Raw genomic sequence first — 22,733 nt, forward strand, 5'->3', positions numbered from 1 at the left:
CCTTATCCTATTTGCTGTCCTTCTCATTGTTAATTGGATAAATTTGTAATATTCTTTTAGTATTAAGTGCTATTAAAAGGAGGATATAATTTTGAAATGTCCACATTGTTCAGAAGAACTAGGAATAAATGATGTGTGTATAAATCCTATGTGTTCTTATTTCGGTAATACGATTAAAAATACTGAAAAAACTAATATAGATTATACTGAAGAAAACTTAAATAGTAGAGTTAATGCTGATATTAAAGTAGATCATGTTGAAAACAACTCCAAATCTAATGATAACTTTAATCAAAAAAAAGTCTATCATAATAGAAATGACTATTATAATAATCAGAATACAAACAAATTTAAAAATATATATTCTATTCCTTACAATAAAAGCAACAATATTTCTCGAGACGAACTAGCTATCTTTATTGGTAATAATAGCGGTTTCTATATTAAGCACCTCAACAAATATAACGATAAACATAAATTTTTATCTTGGAACTGGCCATGTTTTTTCTTCGGTTACTATTGGTTATTATACAGAAAACTTTATATTCCAGGAGCTGCTTTGATACTCTTAACCTTAGTATCTTCAGCGATTTTTCCAAAGGGAATACACTTATCTTTGCTACTACTCATAAGAATTATATTAACTTTATATGCAAATTTTATTTATCTTAACAATTGCGAACGTAAGATTAAAGACTTCAAAATGAATGTTATCAATATACAAAATCTCAGCAATACTGAATATATAAATAAATTACGTAAAAAAGGCGGAGTTAATTTAGCCGCACCATTAATTGTATTAGCTCTCCATATTATGTTTATAGTAATTTCACTTGGCATGTGGCTTTCAACTAGGATTACACCACATAAATTTTCTTCTCCTTCGTACTACTTTTAGCTTGTTAAACTAAAAGTTCGAATACGTTAAGGCTAATACAGCCTTATGCTTAAAACCTTTAGCGAAATTTTCATAAGTTTCCCAAATAATAATTCTTATAATTTCGGTAAATTCCTACTCTTAGTTAGGGTATCTATAGATAGCGCAATCATAAACTATACTTAGACTATGAAATATTCTCCACCTAGAAATGAGTAATATACTTTTGTGGAATGTTTCATTGGTAATTTTGATGGATGTGATTCTTTGGCTATAAGTTGTTCCAAATGTGCTAGTTCAAAGCTTGTTCTTTGAGGCTAGCACTTTGGGTGCAACTTTATAGCCTTAGAATCACCCATCAGAATTACCTAGAAACTGGAACAAAAGTATATTATTCATTTCGGTGAGCTATACGCATAAGTATGGATTATAATTAGTTTATCTATATTAAAATTTTAGGCGTTCACCATAATAACTAATAAAAAATAGTTATTTGGTGAACGCCTTGTTGTATAGTTAATTATAAAACTTTAGATAAAAAGTCTATTGTACGTGGGTTTTTAGGATTCTTAAATACTTCCTCTGGAGTCCCAGATTCTAATATTTTTCCTTCATCCATAAATAATATTCTATCTCCAACTTCTCTTGCAAATCCCATTTCGTGTGTAACAACTACCATTGTCATACCTTCCTTTGCAAGATCTTTCATAACATTTAGAACTTCTCCAACCATTTCAGGATCTAAAGCAGATGTTGGTTCATCGAATAACATAACATCTGGCTGCATAGCTAAAGCTCTAGCTATTGCAATTCTTTGCTTTTGTCCACCTGATAATGATGATGGGTAAGCATTTATTTTATCTATCAAACCAACCTTATTTAATAAATTTTCTGCTATATTTTTAGCTTCATCTTTAGAAATTCCTTTTACTTTAATAGGAGCTAGGCATATATTTTCACAGACTGTTTTATGAGGAAATAAATTAAATTGTTGGAATACCATCCCCATTTTTTCTCTCATCTTATCTATATTAGTTGCCTTTGATGTTATATCCTTATCTTCAAAAGTAATTTGCCCAGATGTAGGAGTTTCCAATAAGTTAAGACATCTTAAAAATGTACTTTTTCCTGATCCAGAAGGCCCAATTACAACTACAACTTCACCTTTGCTGATATGCTCATCTATTCCTTTTAACACCTTATTTTTTCCAAAGCTTTTATGTAAATCTTTAACGTATATCACTTGCTTTCATCCTCCTTTCAACATAACCTAAACATCTTGTCAAAGTGAAAGTTAAAACAAAGTAAACTACTGCTGCTACAATTATTGGTTCTAATCCTAAAGCTGTATTTCCTCTTACAATACTTGCATTGTACATAAGTTCTGCAACACCTATAACAGAAACCATTGATGATTCTTTTATTACAGAAATAAATTCATTTCCAAGAGCAGGTAATATATTCTTAAATGCTTGTGGAATTATAACATGAACCATTGCTAATCCTTGATTCATTCCTAAACTTCTAGCTGCTTCCATTTGACCTTTGTCCACTGCTTCGATTCCAGCTCTTATTATTTCAGATATATATGCTGCTGAGTTTAATGCTAAAGCTATTGATCCAACAGTCATATCAGGCATATCTATTCCTATAAGCTTAGGTAATCCTATATAGATTATATAGATTTGAACTAGAAGTGGAGTACCTCTTACAAATTCTACATAAGCTGTTGCTATATAGCTTATTAGTTTAAATTTTGAACGCCTTAAAAGAGTTAATGCGAGACCCAAGATTGTACCACATAGCACTGCAAAAAATGCTAGTACAATAGTGATTTCTGCACCTTTTAAATAATATTCAGAGTATTTTCCTAAAAATGTAAAATTCAATATTTTCCCTCCTAGTTCTTTATCTGATGTCTAGTCACTGTAATACTCTCACAATATATGAAACTCCTCTTCCTAAAGTCAGATGAGTAACCGATTCACACTAAATCATATATTTAGGTTCCCTGCTTAAGTGAGAGATAATAGTGACACGACCCTATATAAGTTCAACTAATATCCAGCTAAGGACTCCCCCCATCTGAATCAAGCTTCACTTAATAATACACATATAATAAAATAGTCACTAATTTTTAATTATAAGACATTATCCGATAATTTTCAACTGTTGTTAATTTCCAATATAAAAATAATTTTAAATATATATATTTAAAAAATAATCCTTCATCATAATTCTAAAAATATTACAAGAATTTTAGCCACAATTGTGAATTGTGAAACGTGCATTGTGAATTTACAACATATATCTAATACTCAAAAAAATAACAAGCTATGATGTCAGTATATTTTGCATTCTACTATACTGGTATGTATTACCTTATAGTTTCTATATGCTAAAAACTTTCATTACTTAGTACAAGGTAAAACTTCTCAGGTGAAGCTCTCTTTATCACCTGGTTTCAGTCAAACTTATACCCACAATGGGTACAAAGTGATTTTAAATAATTCCAATATAACTTCTGAAATTTTAAATAACTTTCATGAAGGAATAAATAGTATTATCTAAATTCACCTTGTCAATAACAAAATATATACTACATCTCTAACTCGTTATTTTCTATCGTACTTCTTAGCCTCAAATAACATCAATCAACTAATTTATTTATATCTACCACAAATTGGTTTATCTTATCTTCATCTTTTAATCTCTTTATTGTCTTGTTAACTTGTTCTAATAGATCTGCCGAGCCTTTTTTCATAGCTACAGCAGATCCTCCATTTGGATCTGTAATCTCCAATTTATCTGCAATTGCAATACCTTCGTTTTTTTCAACATTTATTTTGGCAACTGGTTGTTCAGCTAAAACCGCATCAACTTTATTGTTCTTTAAATCTAATATTAAATCAGTAACCTTGTCTAATGACTTAATATTTGCTGCATCAAAGTTATCTTTTGCTATACCTTCTTGTATTGAACCTTTTTGCACTCCAATTTTCTTTCCTTTTAGATCTTCCATTTTAGTTATTCCAGCTTCATCACCTGATCTAAGTACAAATCTATGTGTCGCATTATAATATATATCTGAGAAATCTGCATTTTGTTTTCTTTCATCTGTTGGAGTCATACCTGCAAATACCATATCTATTTTATCTGATTGAAGTGCTACTAACAATCCATCAAACGCCATATCTTTTACTTCAAGTTCTACTCCTAAATCTTTTGCCATTTCTTTTGCAATATCAATATCAAATCCAACTATCTTATCTTTTCCATCTATTTCTTTATGGAATTCATATGGTGGATAATCGGCGCTTGTTCCTATTACAAGCTTACCTTTTGATTTTATTGCCTGTAATGCAGAAGCATTACTGCTTGTGTTTTCTTTGTTTCCTTTAGTGCTGTTTCCACAGCCTACCATACCTATTGCAATAGCTGATGCTGCTGCAATAGCAACTAATTTTTTTACTATACCAACTTTCATTATTAATACCTCCAAAACTTTACTCTACTAACGATAGCATAATTATACACACTTTTTTATATTTACTCAATAGAAATATGATAAAAAGTTTAATTATTATTCATTAAAATTAAATTTATCCTCATTACTTATTATATATTTAAATATATATTTTATGTATTGGAAATAGTTATATATATTAGTATTATAAGGCTTACAAGCTTGCTTTAAGCGTTTTTTAATCATTTTAAAATTATAAAAAAATTTTATTTAGTATTTCTATAATTTAAAATTCACAAAAAATTATGAAATTTTATTCTCATTAAATTTATATTATAATTTTTCACTTTGCATACTTTATGAAAAATTATTCACATAATAAAAAATAAAAGCGGCACATCATAAATATCATGTTATCGGTGCCGCCTACTTATTATTTAAAATTGATTATCTAGTTTAGTATATATAAATTTCAGATAGCATAGCTCATTCTATATAAAATTCTTTATTTTATATAGCCTTATGGCTTTTAAGATAATAAGGCCTGAGAGTTAGGTTTTTATAATGTAACTATATTAAATACTTAACTGCAGACAACCTGTGCAACGCCCTGGTACACATTATATATTTAACTAACGGTTCGATCTCTTCACTTTCTACTATTATAACTCCATCAAATTCTAATCCTTTTGCTAAATAAGCTGGTAGAAGTACTTTTCCACCCTTATACATAATATCATCATTATCTAAACTTTGAACATTGATCTTTTCTTTAATAACATGAGAGAATTTATTCAATTCATTTTTATCCTTAAAGATTACTGCAATATTCTCGTATCCATCTTCTTCATAATCTTCAATTAATGATATTATTGTATCAACAAATTCCTCATTATTATAAACTTCTTCTTCAATAACAGGTTCTCCTTTTCTAACCAACGGAACAATCTTGTCTTTATCCAAGAATTTATTTGAATATTCCATTATCTCTTGAGTTGACCTATAACTCTTATTTAACTCATACTTTGTAATTTCCACATTAAGATCGTTAAATACATCATCAAGGTGAAGCATTGCAGGTTCTTCACTAGTTGTTATTAATCTCTGATTTGAATCACCAACAATTGTATAGCTCTTACAACCTGTTATTTCTTTAATTATTTCAAATTGAATGAAACTATAATCCTGTGCTTCATCAATTACAATATGCTTTATCTCATTTTTTACCTTTATACCTTTTAGCTTAATCATTAAATAAAGTATGCCAGATAAATCCATATAGCTTAGTCTTTCTTTATTCTCATTTAAAGCTTCATTATTAAGATTATCTAATTCATTAATATAGTCTTTATCAGTATCTAAATTAATAATTCTCTTATAAATATCTATTACTGGTTCGTACTTAATCCAAGTATCTAATTCATCACGAGATTTCATAACCGCTCTTATAATTTCTCTTATCTTAATTCTTTTTAAATATTCTAGATTATTTTTTTCTATTTCAAGTTCCTTCTCTGATAAACTGCTAATCTTTTCTTTAAACTCAGCATTTATCTTATAAACTTCTTCATCTCTCTTATCTTTTATTTTAGATATTAGTATTCTTTTTATTTTTTCACTTCTTCTAAACAAAGGCATATCTTTATAATATTTTGTAAATAGTTCTTCTATTTCTTTAGTTGTAACAATCTCTTCTTTCATAAATCTAATTGGTTGTATCTTAAAATATTCCTTATTTAAAATCTCTAAATTAGAATTTAATAAATCAACAAATGCCTTGGAGCTCTTATATCTATATTCTTCTAAAGTATCTTCTTTTCCATTCATAGCATCTTCAATATAGCTACCGAAGCTCTTTATATTTTCATATTTTAAATTAATTTCTTTCTTCGCAAAATTTTCAAAGGTTGTTTGCTTAATATTACTTTCCCCAAGTGAAGGCAATACTTGAGCTATATAATCCATAAAAATATCATTAGGTCCAAAGATTAATACCTTATCTCCAAATTGTTTTCTAAAATTGTATAGTAAGTATGATATTCTATGAAGTGCGATAGTTGTCTTTCCAGAACCAGCAACCCCATTTACAACGACTATTTTATTTCTATCTTCTCTTATGATCTCATCTTGTTCCTTTTGAATAGTCATTACTATATCTTTCAATTTATCTGATGAATTATCTGTTAGAACCATTTGTAGTATTTCATCTTTAACATCTATTGCTGAATCAAATACTCCTTTTAACTGGCCTTTCTTAATTACAAGTTGTTTTCTCGATAATATATCTACTTCTACTTCTCCTGAAGGTGGATTATAACTTGATTTACCGAGAGTTCCTTTATAAAAAAGTGATGCAATAGGTGCTCTCCAATCAACAATTAATGGTTCAAAACTATTTTCTAGCGTCAATCCATATCTACCCACATACATATCTTCTGGAATGTCTTCTCCCTCTTTAAACGAAACCTTTCCAAAATAAGGTATTTCCTTAAGTTTTGTAAATTCCATAAGCCTTTTGTCAATTGTTCTATAGGCTTCTTCCTTCACATAATTTTCATGATCAAAATAATCTATAATCTGGTCTTCATCATCTTTATATTCCTCAACGTATTTTTTTCTAGCCTCAAGGATATAGTTTGTGACATTCTTTCTTTTTTCCAAATACTTTAAGATTTCTTTATTTAGAATTTCTAAGATTTCACTTAACTTTTCCTCTTCTCTTATAAAATCTACTTGTTTGCTCAATATTGTGACCCCCTTAGATCAATAGGCAATTAATTCATCACCTTGAATTATTCTATAAGGCGATTAATTACCAATAACTAATCTTTTATTTCTTCCTGTGAAATATTATTATACCCTTATGCCAATATTTTCACACAAATTCCATGAATTTTGTATTGTTAATTATACATTTAAACTATAAAATGCACAATGTATGGCTAAAAACTCTTTTTAGGTTTCATTCCTCCACTGTGCATTAAATACTATATTTACATTTCAACTTGTTTCTTTAAATATTATCAGTTTCAGAATCCTTTTTATCAGATTCCTCTTCTTTAGATATAAATTTATCATCATTAATATTTTCAGCTGCGCCCTCTGACTTAGCATCACTTTCCATAATAACAGATGTTTGATTACTTGTTATTAATTCTGATTTTCCTAAATCTCGAAAATCTCTTTGTGAATTTTCAGACTTATCATCTATAACAATATCTAAAGCATGCTTTTTAGCTCTTCTTTCTGCTAACTCTTTTACTCTCTTTTCGTTCTCTGATTTTTCCTTTTCTTTTTCTTCCTTCATTTCAGGATATTTTTCATAGACTAAATCAAAGAATTCTTCTCCAAATATTGTTTCTTTCTCTAAAAGTACTTCTGAAATTTTATCTAATAAATCTCTATTATCTCTAAGAATTTGTCTAGCATTTGCATGAGCATGCTTTATTATTCTTAGTGTTTCTTCATCTAAAATAGTCGAAGTCTCTTCGCTACAGTTTCTAACAGCTCTACCATCTAAATATCTATTTTGCACTGATTCTAGAGCCATCATATCAAATCTATCACTCATTCCATAAATAGAAACCATGCTTCTAGCTTGTTGAGTTGCTCTTTCTATATCATTTGAAGCTCCTGTAGAAACTAAATCAAATACTTCCTCTTCAGCAGATCTACCACCAAGCATTACTGTAATTTGATTTATCAATTCTTCTCTAGATGTTAAATATTTTTCTTCTTCTGGTAATTGCATAGTATAACCTAATGCTCCCATAGTTCTAGGTACTATTGTTATTTTATGTACAGGGTCTGCTCCTTTAAGCAACGCTGCAACAAGTGCATGCCCAACTTCATGGAATGCAACAACTTCTCTTTCCTTAGGTGATAGAATTCTATCTTTCTTTTCTTTACCTGCAATTATAACCTCAACTGCTTCTCTTAAGTCCTCTTGAAGAACTGTTTTTCTTCTTCTTCTTACAGCTCTTAAAGCACCTTCATTAATGATATTAGCAAGATCGGCTCCTACAGCACCTGGAGTACTCTTAGCTATTTCAGCTAAATCCACATCAGGTCCTAGCATTACATTCTTTGCATGAACATGAAGTATAGCTTCTCTTCCTTTAAAATCTGGTCTATCAACTATAACTCTTCTATCAAATCTACCTGGTCTTAAAAGAGCCTTATCAAGTATTTCTGGTCTATTTGTAGCTCCAAGTAAAACTACACCTTTAGATGAATCAAATCCATCCATTTCAGAAAGTAATTGATTTAAAGTTTGTTCTCTTTCATCGTTACTTTGCATTTGATTATCTCTGCTCTTACCAATTGCATCAATTTCATCTATGAAAATAATACATGGAGCTTTAGCTACTGCATCTTTGAATAATTCTCTTACTCTTGATGCTCCAACTCCAACGAACATTTCAACAAAACTTGAACCTGAAAGCGAGAAAAACGGAACTCTTGCTTCTCCTGCAACTGCTTTTGCAATAAGAGTTTTTCCTGTTCCCGGAGGTCCTACAAGTAAAACACCTTTAGGTAATTTAGCTCCAATTTCAGTATATTTAGCTGGCGCATTTAAGAAGTCTATTACTTCTTTTAAGGATTCTTTAGCTTCTTCCTGACCTGCCACATCATCAAAAGTTACTTTTATTTCACTTTCCATGTAGACCTTAGCGTTATTTTTACCGATGCCCATGACACCGCCTCCGCCTCCGCCCATCTTAGAGAATAAAAATCTCCACATGAAGAATATGAGAACCATAGGCAATATCCAAGTAAGAAGGATATTCATCATTGGTGATTCTTTAGGATTTTTACCTGTAAAATCAATACCAGCCGCATTAAGCTTAGTTATTAATGTTTCATCCTTTACATTTGCTGTATACAAAGTTTTTCCTTTGTACTCTTCATTATCTTCACTTGGCGTTATTAATAAGTTTTCTGTAGTTATAGTAACTTTAGAAATCTCTTTATTATCAAGCAATCTTAGAAATTCGTTATAAGTAATCTCTTTAGTTGTAGCTTCTTCTCTTGCATAATTAAACGCCATCAAAAATGCAAAAGCTATTAAAAAATAAGTAATTGCTATAGTAAAAGAATTCTTATTTTTGTTATTCTTTTTATTACCATTATTATTATTCTGCATCTAATCACCTTCCCATTATATTTATTAATCATTATGTCCAATACTGTAACACTTTTATATTCATAAATTTCCTATAATAAGTAACACAATTTCAGACAATATAACATTTCATTTACCTTTTGCTCTTTGTTACAAGTTAGGCTAAAACTCAAACTTAATTATATCTGAATTGATTTTAACTTTATATTTTATTAATATTCATAGATTAAATCATTCTTCCCACATATCTTTCATCTTATTATCTATTTGTTTTCTGCGAATTTCTGTGGACTTTTTATCTACTTTAAAATATTTATTATCTATATTAATTAAAATATCTCCTTCTTTAAAATCCCCTGTAACATTGTTAATAGATATTTTATCTATATTCCCATTTTCCTTTTCAATTATAACATAATTTCCTTCTACTCTATCTATTATATACTTTTCACTCACTTAACATCCTCTTTTCATAGTATAAATTAATTCCAAGAATAGTGAATAGCTTACTTAGAGAGTGAACGCAAGTAAGTTTTCCTCTAATCTCCTAAATTATACAGTATATCTATGAAAATATCACCACTAACTCTTAAGGACTATCAAAAAATAACACGTCAGCATGCTAGCCTATTATGTACCATATTATATTCCTAAGTCTTACTATTAATTTAAGCTTCCAAAATCTTTAAATGGATAGAATTTTAATACAGCTCTTCCTTGTATATTTGAGGCATCTATATATGGATTAATCCATCTTCTCGCATCATTCGATCGGCTCCTATTATCTCCCAAAAAGAAAAATTTATTTTCAGGTACATCAAAAACACCATCAAAATTTTCGTTATTTTTTACATAATCCTCTTTAATATCTGATCCATTTACGGTAACAGTACCTCCGTGTATTTCGATGTGATCTCCCGGAAGTCCTATAACTCTTTTTATAAGAACCTCATCAAGTTCCTTTGAATAGAATACCGCTATATCTCCTCTATTAATTCTATTAGTGTCATAGATTCTAGTTACTATTAATTTATCACCAATATTTAAAGTAGGAACCATTGATTCACTAGGTATATATACGGTATAAATCAGAAATTTATTTATTAAAAAAGCCATTACTATAGCAGCTATTATAGGAATTATCCACTCTCTTAAGAAAGTGCTTTCAAACGAAAAACTTCCTATAATACTTTTATTAGATAGCAATTCCTTATTCTCTTTTTTATCTAATTTTTTCTTTAGAAAATCGTTATCTGACTTATTAGTGATGTTATCAGAACAATTTAAATCTATGTCCTTTGATTCCATTACATAATCATTTTCATTCATTAAATGTTCTCCCTTTTGCAAGATTCGTTTATCTTATACCACATACTAAGTATTATTCACACTTTGTAAAAAATTTAACTCATATTATTTTAATATTTCAAAATCTTTTATAGGATAATACTTTACTTGAGCCTTTCCTTCTATATATGATTCATCAACGTAAGGATCTTTCCAATACCTAGAATCATCTGAGTTAGCTCTATTATCACCTAAGAAGAAATACTTATTATCTGGTACTTTAAAACTTCCATTGTATACCTCATTATTTTTCACATAGTCTTCCTTGAGCTCCTGACCGTTTCTATAAACAACACCATTTTTAATTTCTATTGTATCTCCCGGAAGTCCTATTAATCTTTTTATTAAAATCTCACCCTTAAATTCGTCATTTTTAAATAATACAATATCTCCTTCTTTTAAATTTTTAGGATTATGCACCCTAGTTACTAGCAATCTATCTTTAACTTCTAATGTTGGAATCATAGATCCACTTGTAATCCAAACACCGTATCCCACAAAATTCCATACGAGAAGCGCTATACAAAGAACAACTGCAATATCAATTATCCATTCATTTAATATGGACTTCTTTTTTTCTTTTTTATCTGCTACAATTTCATCTTCGTTATTTTCTGCCACAATATTACCTCCATGTCCCATATTACACATAATTTTTCATTAATACCCCATTTTTTCATAATCCTTAATTATATAAATCATTTCACTTAAAAAGTTCTTAGTTGCGCTTCGCGCTTTTTTCTAAATTAAAATGATCTTGGTTGCGCTTCGCGCTTTTTTCTAATCAAAATGATCTTGGTTGCGCTTCGCGCTTTTTTCTAATCAAAATGATCTTGGTTGCGCTTCGCGCTTTTTTCTAATGTGCATATTTTAATATGCTATATTAGTATAACATATTTTACTATCTAAAATATTTATAAGATGTTAATTTTATAACAAAAATATGCACCAATCTTAAAAATTAGTGCATAATCCTTTTAGGAAATCTATATAATTTAAATTCTTACTTAAACATATTCAAATACTTATATCTATTCAACATCATTCTTTAATAGATCATCATAAGATTCTCTTTTGCAAATAAGTCTTGTTTCATTATCTTTAACCATTACAACCGCTGGCTTTGGTATTCTATTATAATTGCTTGACATAGAATAACCATATGCTCCTGTAGTCATTATTGCTAGAATATCTCCGCTTTTAACTTCTGGAATTTTAATATTTTCTAATAATATATCTCCCGATTCACAACATTTTCCTGATATTGTAACTGTTTCTTCTCTATCTCCTTCAACTCCACTTGCAAGAATACATTCATATTCTGCATTATAAAGAGCCGGTCTTATATTATCAGTCATTCCACCGTCTACTGATACATATTTTCTAACACTCGGAATTTCCTTGACTGATCCTACAGTATATAAAGTTGTTCCTGCATTAGCTACAATACTTCTTCCTGGCTCTATTGTAAGAATTGGCCTTTCTTGACCTGTTCTCCCACACACTTCATCAACTTTATTAATTATTGTGCTGCAATATTCTTCAGTACTTCTTGGCTCGTCTCCCTCAGTATAGTATATACCAAAGCCTCCGCCAAAATCTACTTCATTTATTAGGTAACCTAGGTTTTCCTTTGTATTTCTCACAAGTTCTAACATTATTTCAACAGCATCTTCATATGGCTCTAAGTCAAATATTTGCGAACCTATATGACAATGTATTCCTGCAAGATTTATATTCTCTAAACTTATAGCTTTTTTAATAGCATCTTCTATTACAGTACCAACTGGAGCAAAGCCAAATTTTGAATCTATTTGTCCAGTCTTTATATAATCATGAGTATGCGCTTCAATACCTGGTGTTATTCTTAAATAAACATTTTGTACCTTATTATATTCTTTAGCTATATCATTTAATGCGTCTATTTCGTAATAATTATCTACTACAAAATTACCTACACCTAGTCTTACGCCAAGTTCAATCTCAGATAGAGTCTTATTATTTCCATGGAACATAACTTTTTCAAGTGGAAATTCAGACTTATATGCAGTGTATAATTCCCCCCCAGATACAACATCAAGACACATATTCTCTTCCTTCAATAATTTACACATTTGAAGTGTCAAAAATGCTTTTCCTGCAAAAGCTACTCTATTATTATTCTCTTCGCACTTGAAATATTTTCTATAATCCCTACAGTATTCTCTTATTAAATCTTCATCAAATACATATAACGGACTCCCATATTCTCTCACTAAATTTTTAGCACTGATGCCTCCAATCATTAATTGATTGTCTTCTACTTTCATTGTTCCAAACAACTTCATTTGATTAACCCCCAAATTATATTTTATTAGCTATTGCTTCATTGATTAAAATAAATCACAACACCAATTTCAATAAAAAATATCCGTTTTTTGCATTAACTCCGGATTATTGCTGTTGTATTAACTAATAATTATAATAAAAAACAAACGCCACAGAGTGTATCTGTGACGAGTGGTAGATATTTACGCTAAATTTATGCACAATATTTTCATTAATTATCAATTCTTCGCAAAAGATTAATAAATGAATTTGAACGTCTATACTAACAAAATCATTATTATTCTTTTCAAACTGTTAATTTATAACTGAAAAAAGTACCTTGTAGCTCAACACTCTTCGTGACAGTTATTCACATATTCTATGAATACCCAGAAAAAGATTATCGCATAATAATCTATTTTCTTCGGCTGTAATACCTTTTAGTATAAATCAACGTTTGCCAACTCCTCATACCTACTATTTATTGCAGCACCTCTACCCCAGGTCATGTTATATATTATATTATTAGAATTCATTAATATTTTAATATTAATGACATTATAAATCATTATCTGCACAATATCATTTTATTAAACTGTTACAAATATGATACCATAAATTAAACTTAAAGCAATACTTTTTTAACTTTAAATTAATGGTATAAAACCCAAGCTTATTAAGTTCTTATTCTTTCCTATACTCATCCATAAGATCTCCCATAATACTTGCTGATGTTGGTGGCGTAAAAGTTATAGCATTTGCTCCAGCTTGAATTGTCTCTTTAATTGACTCTTCAGTTGGTCCTCCAGTTGCTATTATAGGAAACTCTGGAAATCTCTTTCTGATATTTCTGACTATATTAGCGGTATTTCTTCCACCTGAAACATTAAGTATTGTAGCTCCAGCTTCAATCCTTTTAGCAATATCTTCATCTTCAGAAATGACCGTTACTATTACTGGTATATCTATTGTTGACCTAATCTTATTAACAATTTCATTACTCGTAGGTGCATTTACAACAACTCCCATAGCACCTTTAAATTCTGCATCCATAGCTAAATTCACAACTCTTTTTCCTTGTGTTATTCCTCCACCTACGCCACAAAAAACCGGAACATCAGCTGCCATAACAAGTGCCTGTGTTATTACAGGCTGTGGTGTAAATGGATATACCGCAATAATTGCATCAGCATTGCTATTTCTTATTAATGCTACATCTGTACTAAATAGCAATGATTTTATTCTCTTCCCAAAAATTTTAATTCCACCACAATTTCTTATAACTGCTGGAACCTCAATTACATGATTCCTAAGCGTACCCTTTATTTGAGGAATATATTTAACATCTTTATTGGTCATAATTTTTATCCCCTCCCCATTAACTATCGGTTAGATTTTTATAATAAATTTCTCTAGTTATACATTTTTCTTTTATTGTCTTTATAGTTATACTTTCCTATAAATTAAACCTCTATTAAAAATTTTCTAAATTAAAATTATCTTTCGCATATATACTTATAATTATAATATTTTTAAAATAAATCACTTATCTTCATACAATATGTTAAATTCCATTAATTACTATTTATATTATACTACTTTCTCGTATTTCTTAAAGTTAAATTTTATTTATCCACAATATCCACAGTTTTTATCCACAAATATGTGCATATTGTTTATAAATACATATCATTAAATTTCTCAACGAAAAATTGTTAGGAAAGACTTTCTACAAATTTCTCTCTCTATAATCAATTATCTCCATATTTATTGAAATCAAGTCCATAATTAATTCTAAAACATTCATAAAGAACTAATTGAATATCATATTTGACAATTAAGTTATCCACAGATTTTATACTATTATCCACAGTATAAACAAGCCTTATATTTACAAGGCTAAGCCTTAGTTTTATTTTATATCATTTAAGTTTGTCCACAAGTTTATTCACAAAACTTCTTGTTGACGCGTATAATTACAAAATTCGATTTTATAATTAATCATATTTATGTGGATAATAATAGCACTACCAATAAAATACTATGGGCATACTTAAGAATTTCTTAATACTTTGTTAATTTCTAAGTTACAACACCTTAATAAAACATTAAAGTATAAAGTAATATCTTGTGATCTTTTCATTCCTATCATATACTTTTAATCAGGAAATATATTCTGAAGTTAGGTAAAAGGAGATTTATTGTAATGACCCAAAATGAATTTTTCAACATTTTAATGGATGGTTTAAAAGACTTTCCTGAAATAAAGCTGCAAGATATTATTTCTTATTATGAAAATTACTTTAAAACTAGATTAACTGTTGGAAGAACAGAAGACGATATAGCAAAGGAATTAGGTGATCCTAATTTAATAGTTAATAAACTTAGAAATGAACATTTGCATATTACCATTACCTTAGATAATTTAACTAATAATGCTAGCACTGAAACTAGCGACGAGATTTCTAACATAGATGCCACTGATGTGAGCACTGATAATAAACATATCAATGCATGTCACAATTTTAAAACTGATAAAAAGTTCAGTAATATCTATTCAGAAAACAAGAACGATTTAAAAACTGATTCCAACTTTAATGATTTTAAGTCTAATAATTCTTATGCTTCAAATGATTGTTTTTATGACCTTCATAATGAAAATATATCACTTGATATTCAAAAAAGCAATTATAAATGTGCTGAATTAAAAGAATCAAAATATAATATCAATAATGAGAATAACTTTAAACGCAGTAATCATATTTCCTTCATCTCAGAATTTAATTTTAATATGCGTCAAATAATGAGTATTTTTAATAATAAATCTAAAAATAAGATTTCTAACTTCAATATAAATATTATCTTAAAATTTTTTATTGTAATCTTATCTTTAGTAATATTCTTTCCAGTTATAACTGGTGTTATTGGCTGCTTTATCGGACTCTTGGGAATAGCAATAAGTATTTTTATCGCTAGTATTGGAGTATTAATTGGTGGAACTTTTACAAACTTTTTTACGCTACCTAATATTCCGGCATTTGTCTCGAATTTTCCATACCCGGTAATAGTACTATTTTCTTTCGGTTCAATCTCATTATCACTGCTTTTAATGATTATATTTTTCTATCTCTGCAAATTTCTCATATTAATTTTGGCTAAAACATATAAGTTCTTAAAGTTTAAAGGTGGGGCGTCGCTATGAAAAAGAAATTCATTTCTTCTAATATGAAGATATTTATGTTAATACTATTACTTCTATCCATTACATTTTATACTTCTGGATGCATTGCTCTAGTTCAAAGTGGCTACAAACTTTCTAACTACGCCGATGAACTTCATCTAAGCCCCAGTGCCTTTGAACATAATTTGAATTTTAACAATTTCAACTTGGATTTTAATACTTCATATCTGTCTAAAGATTATGTCCTAAATGACAATGTCAACGAGATCGACTTCAGCTTAAACTCGCAAGATATTAAAGTCGTTGATTATGATGGTGATGATTTAAAAGTTCAAATCAAAAGCAACAATAATATTTCTAATGACTTGTATGAAATTGAAAGTGGTAATAGATTAGCTTTTAACGCTAGATATGATACTCCAAGTGACGCAAGTATTTCAGTAAGTATACCTTATAATTTTAAAGATAAGAGCACTTTAAAAATAACCACAAGCAGCGGCGATATAAATATTTCTAGCTTATCATTAAATACACTTAATCTTTCATCTACTAGTGGATCTATAGCTCTTTCAGATTCATTTTTAAATTATTTAGACTTAAATAGTTCCAACGGAAATATAACCTTTGATAACATAGAAACATCAACTGAAACCAAACTATCTTCTTCTTCTGGTGATATTATTGGAAATGGTAACTTAGGAAGTATAAATGGAAATACTTTATCTGGAGATATCAATTTGAGAATAATTAATTCCTTGAACAATATGTCTTTAAGCTCTCATTCTGGATCCATACACTTATCTATACCAGAAGGCTCAGGCTATAAAATAAACTACGAAACGAAATCTGGAAGCTTAAATTCTCCTAACGATAAATTATCTTCCGGCGATGAAAGTTCTCTTATAAATATTACTACTGAAAGTGGAAATCTTAATATAAAGTAAAATTTTAATGCACAATGACAATCTTATACTAATTGTTCATTGTGCATTATATTATATATCCTATAGTTTGAACTTTGAAATAATACTGCTTAGTTCTTCTGCCTTAATAGCTTCCTTACTTATTGTTTCAACTACTTGTTTCATAGCAGTTGATGTATCGTCTATTCCCTGTTGTATGCTATATGTACTACCGGAAACCTCCTCAGAATTTTTTGCAGTATTTGATATAGCTGCACTAACCTGTTCAATTGATGCATTTACATGTTCAGACATCTCGGCTATCTTTTTAGACATTGCACTTACAAACTCACCATCTTTAGTATATTGTAAAGCGATACTTCCGTATCCTTCTAAATCTTCTTTTACATTAGTTTTAATAAAGCCAATTATTTCTTTACTATTCTCTGAAAGATTATTAAATGCTTTTTCTACTCTTTCTATAGTATTTTGTATAGTAATTACAGATGATGCTGACTCCTCTGCAAGCTTTCTCACTTCCTCCGCAACAACTGCAAACCCCTTACCTGATTCACCCGCTCTAGCAGCCTCGATTGCTGCATTCAATGCTAACAAATTAGTTTGCTCTGCTATACTAGCTATTGAGTCCGCCATTACTTTTATCTCTTCTACTACCTTTGATTCTTCTATTGCTTTCTTTATATGTTCTTCCTTTTGGTTATATACAAGTGCTGTATTTTCAATTGCTCTTCTGCTATTTTTTTCTACAGCCTTAGCTCTTTCCTTTATACCATTTGAATTATCATTACCTTTTTCCGCTTGTGCTTCTAATTCTTCCATATTGGCATTTACTTGTTGAATTGATGCATATACTTCTTCAACATTGCTACTATTATCTTGTGTTTTTGAATCGATTTTTTCAAACTCTAGATTTATATTTTCCAAACTAGTTGATATTTCTTGAACAACCGCAGATGCTTCTTCACTTAAAGCGGACACATTTGTTGCGTTATCTGCACACACTTCTATCATATGCCTTAAATTATCCTGAGCTTTATTTAAAGCTTGTCCTATAAATCCAAATTCATCTTTTCTTGTAATTGTAATATTAGTTGAAATATCATATTCGCTCATTCTTTCTGCTAACTTCTTTATTTCATGTAGTGGTGTAATTATTTTACCTAATGTTGTAACTACAAATGCGCCCCCTAATATAACGGCAATTCCTACAGCTATAGCCGTAAGTGTCGTACTAGTTTTTATCCCTATTCCTATCCCAATTCCAACTAATGCCATTATGAAATATCCAGAGAAAATTTTCACTCCAACAGACTGTAATAAACTAATTTTTTTGTCTTCGTTCATTTAAAACACCCCTTCTTTCTACTTTGTCATCTAATTAATACTTATACTTAATTTTATTAAAATCATTTATACTTTGATTTTTAACGACTATAATTACCTAATATCTAAAAGCTTCTCTGACATTATTAGATAATTAATATAGTGTTATATTAATCTATAATAACTATTATCCACTGAAACCGTTCTACCATATCTCAATACCTAATGTAAAATTTCTACTTTTTTGTACACATATTAGCATATCATGCGATTTTTTTATTTTCAACCACATTAATTAAAGTTTCACGTTATTTTAAGTTTCACTAAACTTAAGTTAATATTTCCACACATAATATAATTTCTAAGCGCTCACTAAGATACGTGTTATATTTTAGGAATAAATTTATATATATTATAATTCACAATGCACAATTCACAATTTCGGGTAAAACCTTTTTAATATTTTTAGAATTATGATGAAGGTTTATTTTTGTAATATATACATAAATCTTACAAGTTGAGTTCCAAATTAAAACTAAAATTATGTAAATTTAATTGTAATATATTTCTAAATAAATCACTGTGTTATTAATTATTATTACAAAATGTGATAAACTATATATATCAATCAAATTGAATGCACTTTCAAAAATTAGAATAAAATTTAAATATAAATCGGGGGGCTAGAAATGATATCAAATAAAATGAAATCTCTTGTTGCAAATAATTCCATTATAAGAGCTATGTTTGAAGAAGGAAAAAGATTATCAGAAATATATGGGGAAGAAAATGTTTTTGATTATAGTATAGGGAATCCAAATGTTGAACCTCCAAGTAAAGTAAAGGAAGTTATCTTTGAAATTTTGAATGAAGAAAAGCCAAATTTAGTACATGGTTATATGAATAATTCTGGCTATGATGATGTTAGAACGAATATAAGTGATTTTATAAACAGAAAACACAACTTAGAACTTTCTAAAGATAATATTGTTATGACTTGTGGGGCTGCAGGTGGATTAAATATAATCCTAAAATCTATATTAAATCCAGATGACGAAGTTATTACTTTTTCTCCTTACTTTGGGGAATATGGAAACTATGTAAGAAACTTTGATGGCAAACTAGTAACTTGTCCTACAAATACTGAAACTTTTGAGCCTGACTTAAAGGCTTTAAGTGAAGTTATTACTTCTAGAACAAAAGCTTTAATAATAAACAATCCAAACAATCCTACTGGTGTTATTTACTCAGAAAAAGTAATAAAAGACTTAGCAACGTTACTTAATAATAAGCAAGAAGAATTTAATACATCAATATATTTAATCTCTGATGAACCATACAGAGAAATTGTTTATGATGATATTGAAGTCCCTTGCATCTTAAAATATTATAATAATACTTTCATTGGGTACTCTTATAGCAAGTCTTTATCTTTACCTGGTGAACGTATTGGTTATGTAGTTGCTAATTCATCTATGGCTGATTTTACAAATATGATGGCTTCACTAAATATTGCAACTAGAATTTTAGGCTTTGTAAATGCTCCGTCTTTATTCCAAAGAGTAATTGCAAAATCCTTAGATGCTGAAGTGGATGTAAATATTTATAAGAAAAATCGTGATCTTTTATATAATCACTTAATTTCTCTTGGTTTCACTTGCGTTAAACCACAAGGTGCATTTTACTTATTTCCAAAATCACCAATTGCTGATGATAAAAAGTTCTGCGAAGATGCAAAACAATTTAATTTATTGCTTGTTCCAGGATCATCGTTTGGATGTCCAGGGCATGTAAGATTAGCTTACTGCACTTCATATGAGAAAATAAAAAAATCTTTGCCTGCTTTTGATAAGTTAGCTTCTCTATATAATTTAAAATAATAAATTATATAATTTAGGTAGATATAAATATTACTCAAATAATATTTATATCTATTTTTTATAAAAATATGATTTCTATTATTTTTTCAATAAAATTACTGTATCATTCTAAGCTTCTCATATTCTAATTTCTTTACAGTTATATATAGGTCTATTAATAATATAGAGCCTCCTAAAACTACAAAGATATTAATAATTTTCATATTCTCCATATATAACTCATATAAACTGGGTTGCAAATAATAAAGGCCAATAAGGCTAAGCACCATCCAATATATAGAGAATCTAAGAGTGACAAATCCATGAATATTATACCTAAATTCAGAATAATCCCAGTATACTTTGTTAAAAGAGTGCTTAAGTATATACCCACTTATATATTCTACTGTCGTTGGTATTAAGAAACATAATAATATTAATGGAATTCCAGAAATCTCTAACAGTTCATTGCATATTATAAGAAACATAACTGCCATTCCGTACATCGGCTTAAATGGTCCTACTAAGAAACCATCCTCTTGAAACTTTTTTGTAGTTGAAAAACTATAACCTTCCTCTAATATCCACCCTATAAATGAATAAAATATAAAATTAAATATCAGATAAAACACTACATTCATATTAATCACCTCTTCTAAATATCAAGACATAAAAGATATATATCTTTTTGTACACCTAAAGTCACTAATATTATTTGTAGGGCTTAACTCTTTTATCCCGTAAAAAACTTCTACTATAGGATAATAATAATTTTTAAGGAAATTTTGTACCTATTTCTTGATTCTTAAAAATGCAATATTAATGAACTATCTGCTATAATGATATTATTGAACTTTTCTTAGACTCAGGTTAAACAAACTATAAAAATTATTTATAGCTGAGCCTTAGATATTATTATATTTTAGGAGGCTAATTTACATATGGAAAAATTATATTATGATAATCGATACCTTAAAGAATTTACTGCTGAAATTATTGATATAAAAGAAATTGATAATAAATTTCATGTTATATTGGATAAAACAGCATTTTTCCCAGGAGGTGGCGGACAAAGCTGTGATATTGGAACTCTAGAAGATCAAAAAGTTATTGATGTATACGAAAAAGAGGAAATTGTTTATCATGTGGTTGAAAAGAAACCACTCAAAATACATAAGGTTAAATGTTCAATTGATTGGGATAGAAGACAAGATGGCATGCATCAACATTTAGGTCAACATGTCTTATCAGGATCTTTCTTCAACCTTTTTAACGCTAATACTTTTGCTATTCACCTAGGTTCTGATATAAGCACAGTAGATATTTATGGTGTCTTAACTGAAGAACAAGTTAGAGAAGCAGAAAGACTTGCTAATAAAGTTATAGGGGATGCCTTACCTGTAGAATCTTTTGTTCCAACTAAAGCCGAACTTAAAAAGTTATCTCTTAGACGTGCTCTTCCAAATACTGAAGAGGATATTAGAATCGTAAAAATAGGAGATTTTGATATTAATGCTTGCTGCGGACTCCACACTACATCTACTCTTGACTTAAGACTTATTAAAATAAAAAAATTCGAGAAACATAAAGAAGGAACAAGAATAGAATTTCTAGCTGGCGAACGTGCTATTTCCGATTCTTTTAAGAAAGATGAATTTCAAACTTCTATATGCAGATATTTAAGTTGTAATGAAAATGAAGCTATAAATGGTATAAAGAACTTAAATCAAAGTCTTCGTGAAGCCAATGAAACAAATAAAAATCTTAACATTCTACTAGCTAAATATCAAGTTAAGGAAATTCTTGAAAATGCAGCTAAAATAAATAATGTTAAAGTAATTAAACAAATATTTGATGGTGAAAACCTAAAGTATGTGAATAACCTTACTTCTAAGCTTATCGAAAATGAGAACACAATAGCTCTAATGGCAGTAAAATCTGATGAAAAAGTAAATCTATTATTTGCTTGTTCTAAAGACATTAAAGATATCAAAATGAATGAACTTTTAAAAGATGCTATATCTCTTATCGATGGAAAAGGCGGCGGAAGTCCTTTCCAAGCTCAAGGAGCAGGAAAAAATAATTCAAATTTAGAAAGTGCAATGGACTATGCATTTAATAAAGTATCTCAAATTATAGGTGTTGCGAACTAGGTGAAATATAAAAATACTTACAATATGAAGAAATTTTAAGTTTACTGCTAAACCTTCGAAAGGGAATATGCGTTTGTTTCGGTCCTTTGAAGATTTTGCTTAAGTGTTCTAAGAGCACAATCCACCATATTTATTTCTAATTATTTCGCGCCTAGATATCTAACCCAAACCC

The 22,733-nt window shown here is 29.0% G+C and carries 17 protein-coding genes and 1 riboswitch; of the genes, 5 read left to right on the forward strand and 12 right to left on the reverse strand.

Translation table 11 applies throughout. The annotated features are described in order from the left end of the window. Positions 1-91: 91 nt before the first annotated feature. Entirely contained in the window at positions 92-898 is an 807-nt protein-coding gene (locus tag ACJDTP_RS02270; protein WP_078114270.1) for a DUF2628 domain-containing protein, read from the forward strand. Positions 899-1,397: 499 nt separating this feature from the next. Here ACJDTP_RS02270 and ACJDTP_RS02275 read toward each other — a convergent pair whose 3' ends face one another. The 10 genes from ACJDTP_RS02275 to ACJDTP_RS02320 form a co-directional block, all read right to left on the reverse strand. Continuing rightward, complete coding sequence (locus tag ACJDTP_RS02275; RefSeq protein ID WP_012060932.1) at positions 1,398-2,120, reverse strand: amino acid ABC transporter ATP-binding protein; 723 nt, start codon at positions 2,118-2,120, stop codon at positions 1,398-1,400. Continuing rightward, positions 2,107-2,766: an amino acid ABC transporter permease gene (locus ACJDTP_RS02280; protein ID WP_077854575.1), complete on the reverse strand. Its 660-nt coding sequence runs from the start codon at positions 2,764-2,766 to the stop codon at positions 2,107-2,109. The genes ACJDTP_RS02275 and ACJDTP_RS02280 overlap by 14 nt, the downstream gene beginning before the upstream one ends. Positions 2,767-3,527: 761 nt before the next feature. Next, entirely contained in the window at positions 3,528-4,364 is an 837-nt protein-coding gene (locus ACJDTP_RS02285; RefSeq protein ID WP_406760376.1) for an ABC transporter substrate-binding protein, read from the reverse strand. Between the two features lie 549 nt (positions 4,365-4,913). Continuing rightward, positions 4,914-7,088, reverse strand: coding sequence for an RNA polymerase recycling motor HelD (helD, locus tag ACJDTP_RS02290; RefSeq protein ID WP_406760377.1), 2,175 nt, complete (start codon positions 7,086-7,088; stop codon positions 4,914-4,916). A gap of 268 nt (positions 7,089-7,356) precedes the next feature. Further along, positions 7,357-9,489, reverse strand: a complete 2,133-nt coding sequence (gene ftsH / locus ACJDTP_RS02295) for an ATP-dependent zinc metalloprotease FtsH (RefSeq protein ID WP_406760378.1) — start codon at positions 9,487-9,489, stop codon at positions 7,357-7,359. A 210-nt stretch (positions 9,490-9,699) separates the two neighbouring features. Next, positions 9,700-9,924, reverse strand: coding sequence for a DUF3006 domain-containing protein (locus tag ACJDTP_RS02300; RefSeq protein ID WP_406760379.1), 225 nt, complete (start codon positions 9,922-9,924; stop codon positions 9,700-9,702). A 207-nt stretch (positions 9,925-10,131) separates the two neighbouring features. Further along, a complete protein-coding gene (gene lepB / locus ACJDTP_RS02305; RefSeq protein ID WP_406760477.1) occupies positions 10,132-10,674 on the reverse strand; it encodes a signal peptidase I in 543 nt (180 codons plus the stop codon). Positions 10,675-10,881: 207 nt separating this feature from the next. Next, positions 10,882-11,466, reverse strand: coding sequence for a signal peptidase I (gene lepB, locus ACJDTP_RS02310; protein ID WP_406760380.1), 585 nt, complete (start codon positions 11,464-11,466; stop codon positions 10,882-10,884). 380 nt (positions 11,467-11,846) lie between these two features. Next, positions 11,847-13,142, reverse strand: a complete 1,296-nt coding sequence (gene lysA / locus ACJDTP_RS02315) for a diaminopimelate decarboxylase (RefSeq protein WP_406760381.1) — start codon at positions 13,140-13,142, stop codon at positions 11,847-11,849. A gap of 315 nt (positions 13,143-13,457) precedes the next feature. Beyond that, positions 13,458-13,628, reverse strand: a riboswitch (Lysine riboswitch). Between the two features lie 178 nt (positions 13,629-13,806). Then, complete coding sequence (locus ACJDTP_RS02320; RefSeq protein ID WP_017212147.1) at positions 13,807-14,481, reverse strand: beta/alpha barrel domain-containing protein; 675 nt, start codon at positions 14,479-14,481, stop codon at positions 13,807-13,809. A gap of 847 nt (positions 14,482-15,328) precedes the next feature. Between ACJDTP_RS02320 and ACJDTP_RS02325 the strand changes: the two genes are divergently transcribed. After that, positions 15,329-16,324, forward strand: coding sequence for a DUF1700 domain-containing protein (locus ACJDTP_RS02325; RefSeq protein ID WP_023974374.1), 996 nt, complete (start codon positions 15,329-15,331; stop codon positions 16,322-16,324). Then, positions 16,321-17,247, forward strand: a complete 927-nt coding sequence (locus tag ACJDTP_RS02330; protein WP_406760382.1) for a DUF4097 family beta strand repeat-containing protein — start codon at positions 16,321-16,323, stop codon at positions 17,245-17,247. The genes ACJDTP_RS02325 and ACJDTP_RS02330 overlap by 4 nt, the downstream gene beginning before the upstream one ends. Positions 17,248-17,307: 60 nt before the next feature. Here the strand turns inward: ACJDTP_RS02330 and ACJDTP_RS02335 are convergent, their stop codons facing one another. Then, positions 17,308-18,570, reverse strand: a complete 1,263-nt coding sequence (locus ACJDTP_RS02335) for a methyl-accepting chemotaxis protein (RefSeq protein WP_406760383.1) — start codon at positions 18,568-18,570, stop codon at positions 17,308-17,310. A 668-nt stretch (positions 18,571-19,238) separates the two neighbouring features. Between ACJDTP_RS02335 and ACJDTP_RS02340 the strand changes: the two genes are divergently transcribed. Further along, entirely contained in the window at positions 19,239-20,429 is a 1,191-nt protein-coding gene (locus tag ACJDTP_RS02340; RefSeq protein ID WP_406760384.1) for a pyridoxal phosphate-dependent aminotransferase, read from the forward strand. A 95-nt stretch (positions 20,430-20,524) separates the two neighbouring features. Here the strand turns inward: ACJDTP_RS02340 and ACJDTP_RS02345 are convergent, their stop codons facing one another. After that, the gene (locus tag ACJDTP_RS02345; RefSeq protein ID WP_077867715.1) at positions 20,525-21,049 is read right to left on the reverse strand and encodes a putative ABC transporter permease; all 525 of its coding nucleotides are present in this window, start codon (positions 21,047-21,049) and stop codon (positions 20,525-20,527) included. Between the two features lie 300 nt (positions 21,050-21,349). Here ACJDTP_RS02345 and ACJDTP_RS02350 point away from each other — a divergent pair, with 300 nt between their 5' ends. After that, positions 21,350-22,561 carry an alanyl-tRNA editing protein gene (locus tag ACJDTP_RS02350; protein WP_406760385.1) on the forward strand — a complete coding sequence of 404 codons (1,212 nt, stop codon included), beginning with the start codon at positions 21,350-21,352 and terminating at the stop codon, positions 22,559-22,561. Positions 22,562-22,733: the final 172 nt, after the last annotated feature.

Source organism: Candidatus Clostridium helianthi, assembly GCF_045310795.1.
GTDB lineage: Bacteria > Bacillota > Clostridia > Clostridiales > Clostridiaceae > Clostridium > Clostridium helianthi.